Source organism: Litchfieldia salsa (assembly GCF_900104555.1).
In the GTDB taxonomy this organism is placed as follows: domain Bacteria; phylum Bacillota; class Bacilli; order Bacillales; family Bacillaceae_L; genus Litchfieldia; species Litchfieldia salsa.
The window spans coordinates 411,167-427,308 of record NZ_FNJU01000001.1; the positions used below are offsets into that span (position 1 = coordinate 411,167).

The window sequence follows — 16,142 nt, forward strand, 5'->3', positions numbered from 1 at the left end:
GATATTCTGTTGATTGTTAAACAAGATCCCAATCAGATCTCAGGCAAGTATTCGCAGTTATTTGTTGTTGAGATATTCAATTACCTTCATTTTTATCTATTCTGACTTATCTCTTCCATCCATTTGATAAAGCGAGTTTTATTTTTGTCATACCACTGGCTGCACATTAAATAACGTTCATCATTAAAATTAATTGGATTTTTCCAGTAACGATTATACCCATTAAAAATTCCTTGTTGATCTAATGGTATTCCTTGTTTAATTTTAATTAAAAATGGATAGTTGATGTCAAAGGTTCTTTTAGAGTACTTAGAGTCACATAAGAATTGAACTTTTTCTTGTGATAATTTATTTTCTCTAGCGTAATTATGCATAGTTTTTTGAACAAGCTCTCCTACTTTTATCTCTTCAAGTTCTTCTAAATCAAGAACAGGTTTTGGAGAGGATTTTAATGTACTAGTAGTTCTAGTTGATTCTTCCTTGTTTGTATTAAACATGTTATACATTTGAATACTTCTCATAAATAGTTCAGAAGTATCCGCAACAGATGATGCAACATCTAATACTGGCTGAAGAACTAAACTATCAAATGACTCATTAGCATATAGGATAAAATCAAAATCAAGGGATAGTGATTGGAATAATCCTTTCAAATCTATTATACAAGAATTAATTAAATCAATTTGTGATTTATGTATTTTGGGTGATGCAAAGATTATTTTACCTGATGTAACATTGAAATACGCGTAAAGCATCATTGCCGTCCTGATCATTTTCTTCATTATTTTTTCAACCGTCTGAGTACTACCACCATAATTCAAACCATTTTCATGGAATGCAATATCCACTCCATAAATAGTGGCAATATCTCCATTACTAATTTCTATTCCTAGCACATCAATCTCGCCTTGTTTAAGGAGTTGGGTATGTGATTTGGTATTTTTAAAGATATTAAGATTATGCTTATCGCTAAAATATCTACTTGATTGTTCCATAATATATTTAATGCGATCTTCTTTTTGAATACTCCATGCAGAAGATGGTTTCCAATTGGTTTGTACTGATTGACACACCCTAACATGTCGTAACCATGAGGAAATTAGCGATTCTCCCATTTCTATTTTCATGTTATCACTCCTAATTACAAGGTTTTTTTATCCTTTACTATATCTACCTCATCTATTTTTTGAATAGCTTCAAGGTAATGAGTAAATTCAGACTCACCCGAATACGAAAGACACAGATACTGCTTCGCTCTTGTCATTCCTATGTATAGTAACGAAACTTCCCGCTCTTTATCTTCTTCTAAAGGAAACGGCATGTTATCAATATTTACAATGAACACTGCCTGAAAATCTAATCCCTTGCTGCTATCAATTGTGCTTATCTTGACGGTGTTATCCTCTTTTTCAAATGTACGCTTCGAGTTCTCATTTTCAGTAATCCAATAAAAAGGGACATTTTCATTCGTAAGTGATCGTTGGATAACATCAATTACGTTTATCTTATGTGTTCTCTTCACTCTGTAAAGAATCAGCATTTCTGAATAAGGAACCTTCTTGTCTATATTTAACTTCTGTATTTGCTTAGCAATGATGGCCATTTCTCGATAGAAGCTATCGGCTTTTAGAATGGCTGGTTCAGGTCCTTTTCTTCTAGTACTTTGAGGTGCAATGATTTCTCCCTCGAATTCACGGTCAACTACCTTGTTTTTCAACATCGAGTTCTTCTGGAAAAACTCCCATGCAAATTTAACAATTTGCGCGGTGTTACGGTAATTGATGGTCAATACCTTTGAACGCCCCTGGAAACTAAGTCCTGTATCTTGAACGTAACTCCGTCTTCTTTTATAAATAGATTGAGCACGATCCTCTACTAACAAAAGCGATTGTGTTTCTTCATTTAAAAGTATGCTTACTAACGCTAACCACTCAGGTTCAAAGTCCTGCCCCTCATCGATTAAAATCGCATCATATGTTGGGAGAATTGCTTCTTTTTGAGTTAACTTGTACAAAATAGTTGGGATTTGTTTTTCATTAATCCTCAAGTCATGTTTCAACCACGAATGAAAGTTCCGTACAATCACACTGTCATTATTTGCAACCGAGAGATCTTCACTTTCATTTGTAAAATCAAAATCAAATAAACTATCAGGTTCATTCATCATATGATTAACCATTTGACGGATACTTTGAGCTAGCGAGATGTTATAGCATAGAATTAACACTTTCCAGTCCGGGTTTTCTTTTAACAGAAGCTTAGCTCTACTTGCTAAAATGAGTGTTTTGCCACTACCAGCAACTCCTCTAATCAATCGGTTCTTATCTCCAATTTGTTTCGCCATGTTTTCCTGATGGAGGTCCATTGCCTTAATATCATGTAATGACAACAAGAGTTGGTCCTGGTACGGTACTGGTGGCCTAAATTCCGCACTAATACGAACCTCTGGAAACAAGTGATAACGGATAGCATTGATATCCTCTATTTCAAGTGGATCTCTTAATCGAAAGGGAACGACGAACATATTAAGAATCTTCTCAACTAGATTCTCCTCTGAAAATGATTCCTTCTCAGGATCAATTTCATCACGAGTCAGACAAAGGTCAGCGTCCATAATGCTGTACAAGCTATCTTTAATAAAATCCTTTTGTTGTAGTCGTGTAAAAACGACTCCATACCCATAAGGAAACTTTAAATTAAATTGGTATTTTCCTTCTGTTTGAATTAAATTCTTATCTTTCTTTAACATATCAACAATATGAAAAACATTATCTCGAGCCTGTTTCAAAGGACTTTTCGTTGTCGTTTGTTCACCATTGGAATTAACGATTGTCCATTCATCATGATTTAATTGAAATAACGTATTCCTTGTATAATCCTTCACTTCCAACACAACTAACCCCAAATCTGGTCCGATCACGACAAAATCAGGACGCCTACCATGGATTTCGGGTTCGTAATAGACAATATAATCGTCTGGTAAATACGTTTTTAACGTACGAAAAAGCAACCGTTCTCCTGCTGTTGCAGAGGAACGAATCGTTTCAGGGACAGACTGAGCCAAATCTACCACTCCATCGTTCTACATTTTTCTAAATTATACCACAACATTTGACATATATTAGACACTAACTGGTAGATTTATGTATTTTATGCTCTAATCAGACTATTACTTTTGGATTATGAAATGGAAAAATATTAGGTAGGAAGATAGAGTAGTAAACTGGCAAACTGATTCCCCATTCAAAATATTCATCCAAAAATAGGACATCTTTTTGGGATGTCCTATTTTCATTACTTGTTAAACTTCTGTTTTTTTGAATAACACCAATTAACTTTCTTTTAATTATCTTAAATTGCTTACTTGTTTTTCTAAGTAGTTTTTAAACTTCAAAAAAGTATTATTGTATTGGGATATACGCTCTTCGAAGGATTGATTATCATTATATGTTAATTTCACATTTAACTTATACAGTTCTGTATTCTTAACCCCTCGGAGTAATTCAACTTCGATACCTATTTCTTTAGTAAACTCTTGAAGCTTATTTTCGTAGATCTCCTTTATCAACTCAACTGCTTGCGGCTTGTCAGATTCAATAAATATAGAAGCCCAGTTTTCCTTCTTCTTATATACAAACACAAACTTCCAAGGAAGATTTAAAAATTGTCGACCTACAAAGTAATCTCGTTTTCCACTGTATCGAGCTCTGTAATCCGTTTTTGAATTTATATAATTTGAAACTTCTTGTAAGAACTCTGAAACATTCTCATCAATCTGAATTTTGCGTTCTTTTGCCACAGTTTTCTTGCTTATGTAGTAATTTTCCAACTTATACGGAGGGATTATTTGATTAGTATCAATAATAATCTCGTTTTCCATTTTATATGGTTTAATCGTTATACATTTAACATCAATGTTATTTTCATATAACCAAGTACAGACTGAAAGAATACGTTTATCAATTTCCTTTCCGACTATAATTATGCGCTGACTAGTGTTGAGTATAGTGTTGAGTTCTTCTTCGTTTTCTATATTTAAAAATTCTATCAAACTTTCTTTAGCATCAACTTCTAAACCACAGTCCTTTAGATAATCAGAATATAGTTCAAGAATATCCTGCGGACTTAACCGTGCACAATAGGATGCGTATTTTAGTGCTTGAAAGTCTACATAACCTCCAGTAACATCCCTTTTGACTTCAATTACTACTATGTTGCCTTCTTTATCTAATGCGAGTAAGTCAAGGCGCTCATTAATTTCAAACTTGTCGTACTCATGCCCAATAATGAGCAAGTCCTCTTCAAGAACCTCTGGACTTTTGCGAATCCACTCTTCAATATGCTCTCTCTCTTTTAAGTCATTTTCAAAAAAAGTTGTCTCTTGTATTTCTTCAAGTTGATTACTAACTGGGTTTAATTTATACATGTTACCCCTCTATTCTTACTAATTTGTTTAAATACCTTCCCCATTAATGAGGGAAGCCTACAATCAATTATTCTTTATTTTCCAAGGAGTATCAAGACATTACAATAAAAGACATACCATAGTTAATTTATAAAAAGGGCATCCATTTTGAAGGATGCACTAATCAGTCTACCTATTCTCTTTCCTCTCAAAATGCCAATGCAACCGATACTCACAAATTTCGTTCATCCAATTATATAAAATATCACGTTCCTCTGAATCCACATCAACATTAAAGAAAAATCGGTTGTCTTCAAAAAACACTAGCCCTTTTGAACTTCCACTCCATTTAGTCATTGGCATCTTCACGATGAGTTTACTTACCTTTTCCTCATCATACTCCCAAAGTCGCATTGAATCTTTATCAGAGAAATCGATTTTTTTTCTATATTCTTTCTCTGTTAAGTATTGATGAAAGAATGGTGCTACATCTTCTGGTTGAATTGGTTTATACCATTCAGAAGCACCTTTATTTAACATAGCTAGTAACACAACCATTTTATAGCTTTTAGCCATACCTGTTTTTTCGACTTCTACTATTAGTTCTTCAAAGCTTTTATAAACTTCACTCTCAGGTTCGGATAATTCCTCAGCCCAATATAAGAATGAAAGATATGATTTGAATTCTTGTCTATACTGGCTTGATTCAGAATGACCTTTAAGATGTAGCTCAAGATATGTTGGCCTACGACCTAATTCTAACTTCAAATCAAGGTAATCTTGAAGCAACTTCTCTTTCCGTGGTTGCCTTTTACGAGCCATTTCTTTAAGCAGATTAATCACATTGGTTTCAAGATTAAACGAACAAATCTCTGGCACACTAGGTTGAATATTTTTTCCAGGTCCTTCACCATGTTCCGTATCAAATAAGGATAATTTTATATCTGCATTGCGATAGTTACCAATCAAATCAATGATTACACAATAGTCTTTATGGTCATTTAAACGTAATCCTCTACCAACCTGTTGAGTAAAGACTGTTAAGGATTCAGTTGGTCGTACAAAGAGCAGCGTGTCAATTACCGGGATATCTACCCCTTCATTAAATAGATCGACTGTAAAAATCGCATCAAGCTCTCTAGCCTCAATCATTTCAATCGCTCGTTTTCTACTAACCGATTGTTGTTTTGAGTGTAAACTAAGTGTGCGATAACCATTTTTATTAAAGTGACCAGAGAGAAAATCAGCTTGTCTAATAGAAGAACAAAAGACAATTGTTCTTGTTTGCTTATGTTTATTCCATGCCTCAAGGATTTTATCTGCTAGCTCTTCACGTAGCTGGACCTGTAACAACTCTTCCTCAGAATATTTGTTACCCAGCCAAGTGATTTGAGAATAATCTGTATCATCATAGACTCCATAATATCGGAATGGAGCTAACCAACGACGCTGTATCGCCTCTAAGAAATCTATTCGATAAGCAACGTTCCCATCACATATTGCATATACATCTTTATTATCATTACGATCAGGAGTAGCTGTAATGCCTAGTAGGAATTTAGGCTTAAAGTATTCTAAGACGCGTTGATAGGAATCAGCTGCAGCATGGTGAAATTCGTCCACGATAATTAAATCAAAGTCACTAGGGGCAAACACTTCCAAATGATGTTTCATGCTTAACGTATAAATTGAAGCAAAAACACCATCAGCTTGTCCTTCTTTTTGTTTACCATTATAGATACCATACGTTCGGTTAGGCATAATAGTTTGAAAGGATTTCTGTGCTTGATGTAAGATCTCTTCTCTATGTGCAATGAATAAAGTCCTACCAAAGTTTTGCGCAAAAAATCCTGCAAGATATGTCTTACCCAACCCTGTCGCCATGACTACTAATGCACTCGAGTAATCTTCTTCTAATGTCTTCTCTAATTCTTCTAGTGCATCAAGCTGTGCGAACCGCGGCTGAATTGAGCCATATGGAATGGTTGGTTCGTTAATGATATCAGCTTCCTGACTTTCATCCTTTGGAGACAACATTAATTCAATTTCCTCAAGTTCTGTCCATTTATTTACTAAGTTAGGATACTTTTGATGATATTTTTCGTATTCAGCTTCATAGAGAGCAATTGATTCTTTATTAACTGGTATTGTTTGATTATGATAAAACAGCTTAGAAAACTGATCTAAGGCATCTTGAAATCCCTCTCGAGCTGACGTCTCACCTACTAATAGATTCCACTCTACTCCTGTAGTTAAGGCTGATCTTGATAAATTTGATGACCCTACGACTAACATACCTTCTTGATCATTTTGAAAAATATATGCCTTTGGATGAAACGATGTACCATTACTTCTCCATAAACGTACTTTAATGTTTTCATGGATCGTAGTTAATTCCTTTAGTGCTTCTGGTTGCGTTACAAATAAGTAATCTCCTGTACAAATCTTTATATCAGCACCACGATCTGCAGCTTGTTTAAGTGATTCCTTAAGAAGCTGCACCCCTGATTTCATTGCAAAGGAAGTTAGAATATAAATGGTTGTGGATTTCCTTATATTCTTAATTACCTCTTCTTTAAGGTTGTTTGTAACTAATTTAACGTTACTCATCCTCTACCTCAATTAAAAATATCTTCTCTTGGAAGCCGCCTCGCTTCTCTGCTTTTTCCTTACGAATAGCTTCTACTTCTTCTATTGAAGATCCATGTCCTTCTGCAAGTGCATGTATGATCTCAAGAACATCTGCGAGCTCCTCAAGTGCGTTACTTTCTGCATTCATATATTCCTCTAACTCTTCATAGCTTTTCTTTTTTAATTCTTTTATGTACTCATCATCATTTGATAGGATACGTGTAGTGAATGTTTTTCCTGTTTTTTCAATGATTTCTGGGATTCGGTCACGAACTAGTTTGTTGTATACTGGCATCTAATTATCTCCCCTATAAATAATCTTACTACCATTATATCTAGAATTAATAATTATCTCCATGTCCCTCTTAAATAAATGGTATTATAAAAAATAATAAAGTTTGTTTAGGAGGATCAAGTTGAAAAAACTAGTCAAAGTTGTAGCTGCAATCATTGAAAACGACCAAAACGAGATTTTATGTGCGTTAAGATCACCTGAAATGGCTCTACCGAACATGTGGGAATTTCCAGGTGGAAAGGTAGAAAAAGACGAAGACATATACTCTGCGCTAAAAAGAGAGATTAAAGAAGAATTAGATTGCGGGATTGAAACAATCGATTTATTCCATGACAATACTCACGAGTATGAAACATTTATCATCAATATTTTATGTATCACTTGTAAGATTACTGATGGTACACCAATTCCAAGTGAGCACTCTAAACTAATCTGGTTAAAAAGAGAAAACCTGGACTCATTAAAATGGGCACCTGCTGATATACCAGCTGTAGAGAAGTTAATATCCGAAGTGGAAATACCAGATTCTAATTCTTAAAGCCTTAAACCTGGTTTTCCACTGCTTAAATTGTTATAGCCCCCATTGACACAAACATTTTAAAGGTTTCATCAAAATTCGAGTCTCTTGGAATATAAATAACCATTCCTTTCCGTGCTCGAGTTAGAAGAATCCGATAAATATTCTCTACTATAATTGGAAAATTTTCAAATTTATTATGGTTGTTCTTATAAATTTCTGGTTCAACAATCCACTCATCTTGTTCAATATAATAGTCACCACCAAAACAAACGAGTGGAAAATCTAATTCCAATCCTTGACAAACAAACTCAGTGGCACCTTGACTCCAGGTTTTACTTTCCTTTAAGAACCATTTCCCAGCATCGGTGTCTTGCATATAACTTTTATATGTAGGTGTATTCAAGTATTTTCTGACTTCACTTTCTTTTGCCCTTGAAGAAACAAGGAATCCATACATACTATCGGGATACTCTTTACTTTTCTTCTCTATAAAATGTTTACACTCATCATAGTCTCGGGAGACCCTAAGTATGTAGCCTTTTTCTTGCATTAATTTTAATTCTTCACTTGCTTTCGTGATATTTTTATTTAATAATGCTTCAATCCAATGACTGGTGTTTATAAAATTACTCCTAATACTGGTATCTAGGAACAATTCTCCACAAACACGTTTAGGTATAGACCCAAATTGATCTTCATATGTAGGTGGTAGATGCACTGCCCAACCAGGGTATTTTATAAACGCTTCACGCCACAGAGCCAGACCTTTTTCTTCACCAATATGAATCGTTTGACCATCACCTATAAAGCATACAATCGTTACGTACCCTTTACTGTTAAATATTTTTTCTCCTACTTGTAGCAATCCTTCCGGTTCACTTACCTGATATCTGCCCATTTTCTTTGTGTCCCAGGCTCTCTGAGCTTCATCAAAAAAGATACAATGGAAAGGTGGAATTTTCTTAGTATTTAAGTATTCCTTTTTAAATGCTAAAACACCCTTGATAAATGTCTTTCCGACACTTCCATTGAATTCCGTATGTTGAAGTTGCTCTTGTAAAACATTAACCAGAGGACCATTACCCGAAAGATAAATCGCTGAAAGAGGATTATTGAACTCTAGAAACTGATAAGAATTATAATCATATAGTGTTTTTAATGCGACCAGTGTCTTCCCAGCTCCCGGAACCCCAGAAACAAAGATAATTTCTTTCCTTTTACTATTCGTTTCATTTAGGAATATTCTTTTCTTGATAAAATTGACCGTTCTGTTAATTGCACCTTCTTCGATACTTTTAATATGTGGAAGATGTCCATACCGAAAAAGATCAAGAGTTGCTTTAGTCACTGTTGGAAGTGGCTGATAAGGTGAATGAAGCCATTCTTTTACCTCATCTCTGCTTTGAAATTGTCTCTTAAGTTGTAATGATTTTAGAAAATTTGGGCGCACTAAGATGTCTACACCAAGAAATGAGTTTTGTTTTTCATCTGTATCCGTTAACACTAGAAACCCTTCAACTTGAAGATCTTTTTTTGCTGTTATATGATGAAACCTTTTTAGATCTTCTCGATAACCAATAGCTTGTTCAATGTCTTCTAATAAAACCTTATCTTTTTGCTTAAATTCTAAGATAATAACACGATCTTCTACCATTAAAAGCACATCAGGTCTTCTACCTTTTTCTAGTGGTAGCATGTATTCAAAAACTAAAAATAGTTCCCCATACGTTTCCATTTCGGGAATAAAAATATCCTGAAGAAACTGATAAGTATCCTCCCAGGAATCTATATGAGATTGTTCAACATCGAAGTCATTGTCCTCTAAGAACTCTGTTAAACTTGTTGTTAACTCTCTCTGATTTATCTTGAAAAGCTCATTAACTGTTCCTATCCAACCATAGTTTTCTCTTATTATTTTGATCACCTCATGACTAGGAAATTCGTTGTGTGTGAATATAATTATTTTACATCCGAAAGCTGGATTATCATACTTATTTCATGCTTAGAATTATAAAAAAACTCATAGTAATCTATGATTACTATAGTTTTAGTTTGAACTTTTATGAACGATTTTCCTTAATATGGATCTTCTCTTTTATTCTATTGTTGAAAGAGGTTTGATCTTTTCCATGATGAGATCTTCTATGGCAATTTGGACAGATAGCTGCAACATTTACTGGGTGGTCAATCCCACCATCTGATAAGCGATTAAGGTGATGGACCTCTAAAAATGGTTGGTTATTGACACCTATAAAAGGGGCCTCTTCATCACAAGACTCACAAATACCATTAGCCCTCTTCAGTGCATATACTTTTATAGCATTTGCTCTTTTATACACATTCGATTTCTGTTGTTGTAAGTTCGGTGTATGTGTATTATTAACGGTATTAATCGCTAACTGACGTAATTCTTCAAGTGTCTTGTTAAGAATATCCTCATTTGTTTCTTTTATTAAAGTTTGATTATATTCTCCCACAACTTCAAGTTCAAAAATAATGATCTCTCTAGTACTCCCGTTTTTATCTTTTCCATTTTTCAAATGATAACCAGTGCAATTAAATTGATTAATCAATTCGTAGTAACCACTTCTGTCACTTTTTTCAAACAAAAATAACTCTTTTCCATTTGCCAAATGATCTCTTAATGCTTTATTTCCTTCTTTAAACTCTTGATCTCCAACTTGTCCTTCTCCTGTATAATAGAAGGTGGTATTATCCTGCCAACCATCTTCATATCCATAGTTTTCTCCTGATTTCCCAGTAAATATAAAAATCATTGGATGGTCTTTTGAATTAGATATCCCTCTTTGTCGATTGCCACCATATTTATCATGAATTTCTGACCGTTTATATTCTTGCCCAGGTATAAATTTATTAACGTACAAAAGATTTCCTCCTTCTTTTTTTACTTTTTCTTCCACTTTCTCTAATATTAAATTAAAATATATTGCAAGGTATCTATCAACTATATCCTCAACCTGTTCCGTTTATAACAAATCAAAAATAATTGCTCTACCAATCACATTAAAGATATTTAGTAGCTTTAACAAAGAGATCTCTTGTAATTTAGACGAAAGTTTTCTAATAAATTATTATCCTACATAAATGTTTTCTCTAAAGGCCACTGAAAGGGTTCTTCAAGTGTACAACTGGGGGGCCTTCAGCTTACTTCCATCCCTTCTTTTACCCCTTCACCTGTGAATGGATCAAGATATTCCATCATACTTAATTTTTCTGCCGCTATATCATCTCGGATTTATTTACGAATATATTCTTCTATCACCTTTTTGTTTCTTCCTACTTTATCCACATAGTTTCCTTTGAACCAAAATTTTCTGTTCCCATATCTGTAGTTTGAATTTGCATGAAAATCAAATATATCACATCCAGTTCGCACCAAAGAATAGAAGGTAAGTAGTTTATGGGATAATAAAGAAAGATATAGATGAAATATTCCTCACCCTTTGTGATAGGAAAGGTATTGAGATAATTGAAGAAACAGCATGTTAAGATCACGTGTATCAGGATTTGTAGGTTATATAAAAGGAAAAACTAGTTTAATGATTATGTGTGCTAAACTATTATTGTCTTTTGACATAAGGACTTCCTCTGTGCTGATATTTTGGTTGGCAAACCAAAAAATATTTTAGCACCATGGGGGTTTTTTTATACGACGTTGAAAGTTTTTTGGAATCCCCGTCTTAGCCTGGGATTTTCATTTCAAATAAAACAAAGGAAGCACTTCGCTTCCTTTGTTTTTCTTTGTAACAGTTTATTGTGTACTTTCGATTAATTTAACTTCTGCATCAGATAGTTGATATAAATCGTAAATCATATGATTCAGCTTTCTATCTAAATCTGAAATATTTTTTTTCATATCTTGTACTATTTGTTTTTGTGTTTCAAAAAGCTCTATCAAATCAAATTTCTGGGTAGAAGTTAGCTTAACCTTTTGTTTACTCAATTCATTTACAAATTCAGCAAACTCTAAATCAAAGTAATTTACAATCTTATTAGATAGCTTTGTTGGCTTATATACACCTGATACATATTGTATAAATTTGCTTATTGTCTGGTAAGTATTTTCATTCTCTTCTAAAAGTAAGTTGGTTAATTCTAAAAATGGCTCCTCATTAGTCGGAATCTTAATTGGAAGACGTTCAACATATATAACCTTAACTTCTGCTAACGGTTTACCTACCATATGAAAGTTTTCATGTCTAAATATCCAATTTAATAAGGAAGAGTTAAGTAACCCTAATAAGTATTTTAAACTAATAGATGAAACATCCTCTTTTAACTGGATACAATGAACTGAATTGACACCAATTACATTATCTTCATCATAAACAGACATTAACTTGTCATCTGTCCTTCTCATAAATAGTTTTGGCTTCAGAAAAATATTAGAACTTCTCGGGGCAGCTAAACATGCTCCATATTTGACATACTCTCCTTGCTGCTTTAACAGATAACGATTTACGTCTGTACCCCTAATTAGCGGTAGCCAATCTTCACCCTCACGCACCAAACTTGTATAGGGTTTTATTTTTACAATCTCTGCCGTTTGTTTTGGTTCACCTTGTCCCTTCTCATATAGCTTAACACCAGCTTTAACATTTGCTAATTGGCTTAATGGTACAGTATTATAGAAAATTTTATCGATTAGTACCCGTTCATTTTCTGTTTCATTGTAATTAAATACAAGGTTATCTTTTCTAAATAAATCCATTTTGGAAAACTCTATTCTCTTACCTTGTGTAATAAAGTCAAAATGTCGATTGTAGTCCTTTGGAACAATGATTGAATCAAAACTATAATTTACACTTGGAAAGGTAGCCTTTAAAATAGAAACAACTGGTTCTACAACAGCATCTGGAAACACATCAAGAAGTTCTACAAGATGTTTAACTTCATTATTTTCAAACAAATATCGTCTAAGTAATTCGCCATTTTCCAAAACTAGATATGTATTTGGCGTTATTAACCCAATATATCCACCCTTTTTGACCAACTTAAAAGCTAACTCTATAAAAAGAGTATACGTATCGTAGTTATACTGTTGGGTTTTATACTGTTTATCTATGTATTGTTTTTGATTTTTCGGTACTTCCGCACCATAAGGCGGGTTTCCAATAATAATGTCGAAGCCTCCATTTTCAAAAACAGCAGAATATGCCTCTTCCCAATTAAAAGCTTCTTCACTATATTTCTCATCAGCTATAAGTGAATTTCCACAAAGTATGTTTTCGTCTAAAGAGGTAAGCTCATCATGCTTATTTGCAGTTTTTAGCCAAAGAGATAGTTTTGTTATCTCAACAGACTCTTTATTAAGGTCTACACCAAATAAATTATTTTTAAGAATATGCTTATCTAAATCAAATAATGTAACTTGTCCACCCTTTAACTCAGCAATAACATTATTAACCTGTTGCCCCTCATGATAAAGAAAATCGAAAGCTTGATTCAAGAATGCACCAGAACCACATGCGTAGTCTAATACCTTTATACCCGCCAATATATCACGATACATCTCCCAAAATTCTAAATGTTTATTGATTGCTCTTGTTCTAGAAGATTTTTCAGCCCTACTCATCTTCGGCTTTTCTTCGATAATAATTGGTAAGTCCTCTTCACCTAATTCCCGTCGACGTTCATCAAGCCAATTACCAATAGTTTTATCTACTATATATCGAGTTACATACTCAGGTGTATAAAAAATCCCGTCCTTCTTCCGCTTACTTTGTTTTTTCCCAAACTTTTCATTTCGAATCTCTGCTTTTATCTCTTCAATATCACTAATACTATGTTCAAAGATATGCCCAAGTATGTTTACATCCAAGTCACTTCCAAAATCATATTCAGCAATCTTTTCAAACTCAGTAAAGATATCATCTTTAATTATCAAACTATCTAGTTCAATATCAATCTTAAATAGACCACCATTAAAACGATTAATATTAAGAGGCTGGTTTCCTTTATCTATGCTATGGAACAATCCTTTTAGTTGGTTCCATATTTTAGTTTCTGTTAAATCAAAGGAATTGCGAGAAGCATCAATAACTTTTCGAAACACCCGTTCAGGCAATAACCCATTATCTTCACAGAAGCATACAAAAATAAATCGATCCATTAATTTTTGTGTCTTTTCAAAGATAATTAATTCATCTTTTCCAGCATTTTGTTCTTTCAAATGCTCAAATAAATTTAATCTAGCTTGTCTAAAATCTTGATAAAAGTGTCTTGAAATCTCTTGCTGTTCTACTTCATTTTTTAAGTACAAATCATCAATCATAGAGTTTTCATCACGCTTTATTAAATTATCATAGCAAAGGAGGAAATAAAAGCGACTAAACTCCTCATCTCTGTGAAGTTCTGTAATATGAAAAATTTCATATTCACTTTGGTCTGAACTGTGGTATAGTCGAATTTCCCTAAAGTTCGAAACAATTACCCATTTACATCTTTTCCCTGATTTTGAAGCATATGAGAAAGCCTGTTCGACAGGACTTAGTTTAGAATCACGTGCATGTTGTTTCTTATCAAGGTTTGTTTTAGCATCTTTTAATTCAATGACAACACGAATATCTTCTATATTTTCTGTAAAAAAACCAAGTGCTCCATCAGCTTTTGTTCCATCCACTTTTGTTTTTTGTTCTTGGGTAATATTCCAAACATTACTACCATAACGGTTTTTATAGCCTAGAATTTCAACAAAAAAGTGAGTTAAAAAATCTCCCTGGACAGATTCCTCTTTTGTCTTATTTAAATTACTATTTTCTATACTGTACTTCCAATTTCGAACAATTTTAAGTTTCAGTTCATAATCTGGATGTGTTTTGATATCAAGTGGGTTCATCTTCTTATTCAACAGTTTTCTATTAAATATATAGCCTTGATGATTCATTGCTAACCTCCTTTAACGTAAACAACTACCATTATCATAGAACGCTTAGTGAGACTTTAATTAATTGTTTAAAAGAATGTTATAAAACATTACGTTTTTACATGGGAACTACTTAATAGAATAACCACTTAAATTAGTTATTCATTAACCAAACTAAATTAACTATTAGTAACTATTTATACAAAAGTTGAGAATATCTTTTTTTATTTTGTTTTACCTCACTAATGACTGGGTTATAAAATATTTCAGCTTCATCTGACTTAGGCCTAAATTTCAGCTGTTTAATTTCAGTTTTTCTCAAACCCTTAAAGAGCTTTCTTCTCTCTGAATTACATTTATGATAAACCGCTCTTCTAAATTCTTTATTCGAAGAAAGTCTATAACTACTCTTAACATTATTTTCTTTATGTATTTCCCAATATAAGGAAGGGAGTTTCATTAAATGCCCTTTTTCATTTACATTATACGAAAGCAAGTATCGAGTATATTCATAACCCCCCCTTACCTTTTCACAATAGTGAAAATGATATCCAACGTGATGCTCATCGGTTTTTATTCCACTACCTTTATATCGATTTAACTCAGCAATTTTCTCAATAGGGACAAAGTTTAGTTTATCCGGTTGATTTATCCCATTTATCATCGGAGGTTTTACCAATGATTTGTGAAGTTCTAAATTTCCATTTCCTACCCTTACCATTGAAACTAAAGTTTGAGAATTTATAGATTCCAAATATAGCAAACTTAATAATTCTTTTACTTCTTCATCCTCAATATTGTATTCAATCTTATCTATACAATTTAATATAGTTATTCCGATGCCCTTAACTAGTTCTACACTGTTTTTATAACGTTTGTTTAGGATATTATATAAAAATTCGGATGTTAAATCTTTATTTTCTTTGATAATATCATTGTTAAGAATTAAGTTTAAGAGTACAAGTATTGGATGTTCTTCAAGTCTTACTTTAAGTATATATTCGTTCCTAAAATTCCCCTTCATGAATAGTAATCTTACTCTGTCTTCAAAAACTTTATCTTCCAAATGTCTAATTAATGTTCGATATCTGTTTGATTGTGAAGCTTTAACTTTTATTCTTCTATTACTATCACTTACTCTTAAACTCCATAGATAAAGTGTACTTTGTTCATTATTTATTGTTAGACCTGAAACTATGTCTGTTTTTAAATCCTGCCCAATAATAAATGTATTCATTAAAACATTCCTTCCAATAAATATCTATGAACCTATTTTTATTATAAACTTCTGAGAAAAGATTTCAGCACACCATATATATGGTGACAGACTGAAGACAAATTCCCCTTAAAAGGGAGATGTTTACAGTCTGCCACACCCTTATAGGTGTTTTCTATTATTCTAGAC

General features: G+C 33.1%; 10 protein-coding genes and 2 pseudogenes. 2 read left to right on the top strand and 10 right to left on the bottom strand.

Annotation, left to right across the window (positions count from 1 at the left end; translation table 11 throughout):
* Nucleotides 1-92: 92 nt before the first annotated feature.
* The 5 genes from BLQ56_RS01860 to BLQ56_RS01880 form a co-directional block, all read right to left on the bottom strand.
* Nucleotides 93-1,127 carry a hypothetical protein gene (locus BLQ56_RS01860; RefSeq protein WP_090849420.1) on the bottom strand — a complete coding sequence of 345 codons (1,035 nt, stop codon included), beginning with the start codon at nucleotides 1,125-1,127 and terminating at the stop codon, nucleotides 93-95.
* A 14-nt stretch (nucleotides 1,128-1,141) separates the two neighbouring features.
* Nucleotides 1,142-3,064 (bottom strand): 3'-5' exonuclease, encoded by a 1,923-nt coding sequence (locus tag BLQ56_RS01865; RefSeq protein WP_090849421.1) that lies wholly within the window; start codon nucleotides 3,062-3,064, stop codon nucleotides 1,142-1,144.
* 282 nt (nucleotides 3,065-3,346) lie between these two features.
* Nucleotides 3,347-4,426 carry a PDDEXK family nuclease gene (locus BLQ56_RS01870; protein WP_090849422.1) on the bottom strand — a complete coding sequence of 360 codons (1,080 nt, stop codon included), beginning with the start codon at nucleotides 4,424-4,426 and terminating at the stop codon, nucleotides 3,347-3,349.
* 168 nt (nucleotides 4,427-4,594) lie between these two features.
* Nucleotides 4,595-7,015: a DEAD/DEAH box helicase family protein gene (locus BLQ56_RS01875; RefSeq protein WP_090849423.1), complete on the bottom strand. Its 2,421-nt coding sequence runs from the start codon at nucleotides 7,013-7,015 to the stop codon at nucleotides 4,595-4,597.
* A complete protein-coding gene (locus BLQ56_RS01880; RefSeq protein WP_090849424.1) occupies nucleotides 7,008-7,331 on the bottom strand; it encodes a nucleoside triphosphate pyrophosphohydrolase in 324 nt (107 codons plus the stop codon). The genes BLQ56_RS01875 and BLQ56_RS01880 overlap by 8 nt, the downstream gene beginning before the upstream one ends.
* Nucleotides 7,332-7,452: 121 nt before the next feature.
* Between BLQ56_RS01880 and BLQ56_RS01885 the strand changes: the two genes are divergently transcribed.
* A complete protein-coding gene (locus tag BLQ56_RS01885) occupies nucleotides 7,453-7,869 on the top strand; it encodes a (deoxy)nucleoside triphosphate pyrophosphohydrolase (RefSeq protein WP_090849425.1) in 417 nt (138 codons plus the stop codon).
* Between the two features lie 25 nt (nucleotides 7,870-7,894).
* Here BLQ56_RS01885 and BLQ56_RS01890 read toward each other — a convergent pair whose 3' ends face one another.
* From BLQ56_RS01890 to BLQ56_RS23785, 3 genes and pseudogenes are all read right to left on the bottom strand, one after another.
* Nucleotides 7,895-9,775 carry a DNA/RNA helicase domain-containing protein gene (locus BLQ56_RS01890; protein WP_090849426.1) on the bottom strand — a complete coding sequence of 627 codons (1,881 nt, stop codon included), beginning with the start codon at nucleotides 9,773-9,775 and terminating at the stop codon, nucleotides 7,895-7,897.
* Nucleotides 9,776-9,911: 136 nt separating this feature from the next.
* A complete protein-coding gene (locus BLQ56_RS01895) occupies nucleotides 9,912-10,736 on the bottom strand; it encodes an HNH endonuclease signature motif containing protein (protein WP_090849427.1) in 825 nt (274 codons plus the stop codon).
* Between the two features lie 275 nt (nucleotides 10,737-11,011).
* A pseudogene (locus tag BLQ56_RS23785) lies at nucleotides 11,012-11,230 on the bottom strand (IS200/IS605 family transposase); the annotation flags it as partial.
* On the opposite strand from BLQ56_RS23785, the pseudogene BLQ56_RS23790 reads away from it, so the two are divergent.
* Nucleotides 11,182-11,417 (top strand): annotated as a pseudogene (locus BLQ56_RS23790) (transposase); the annotation flags it as partial. The pseudogenes BLQ56_RS23785 and BLQ56_RS23790 overlap by 49 nt on opposite strands.
* Nucleotides 11,418-11,623: 206 nt before the next feature.
* Here BLQ56_RS23790 and BLQ56_RS01905 read toward each other — a convergent pair.
* Nucleotides 11,624-14,758, bottom strand: a complete 3,135-nt coding sequence (locus BLQ56_RS01905; protein WP_090849428.1) for an Eco57I restriction-modification methylase domain-containing protein — start codon at nucleotides 14,756-14,758, stop codon at nucleotides 11,624-11,626.
* A gap of 172 nt (nucleotides 14,759-14,930) precedes the next feature.
* Nucleotides 14,931-15,974 (bottom strand): hypothetical protein, encoded by a 1,044-nt coding sequence (locus tag BLQ56_RS01910; protein WP_090849429.1) that lies wholly within the window; start codon nucleotides 15,972-15,974, stop codon nucleotides 14,931-14,933.
* Nucleotides 15,975-16,142 lie beyond the last annotated feature (168 nt).

Coding starts and splice junctions, on each gene's coding strand:
- BLQ56_RS01880 (WP_090849424.1), bottom strand. CDS start 7,331: ATGCCAGTATACAACAAACTAGTTCGTGACCGAATCCCAGAAATCATT.
- BLQ56_RS01860 (WP_090849420.1), bottom strand. CDS start 1,127: ATGAAAATAGAAATGGGAGAATCGCTAATTTCCTCATGGTTACGACAT.
- BLQ56_RS01910 (WP_090849429.1), bottom strand. CDS start 15,974: ATGAATACATTTATTATTGGGCAGGATTTAAAAACAGACATAGTTTCA.
- BLQ56_RS01905 (WP_090849428.1), bottom strand. CDS start 14,758: ATGAATCATCAAGGCTATATATTTAATAGAAAACTGTTGAATAAGAAG.
- BLQ56_RS01870 (WP_090849422.1), bottom strand. CDS start 4,426: ATGTATAAATTAAACCCAGTTAGTAATCAACTTGAAGAAATACAAGAG.
- BLQ56_RS01875 (WP_090849423.1), bottom strand. CDS start 7,015: ATGAGTAACGTTAAATTAGTTACAAACAACCTTAAAGAAGAGGTAATT.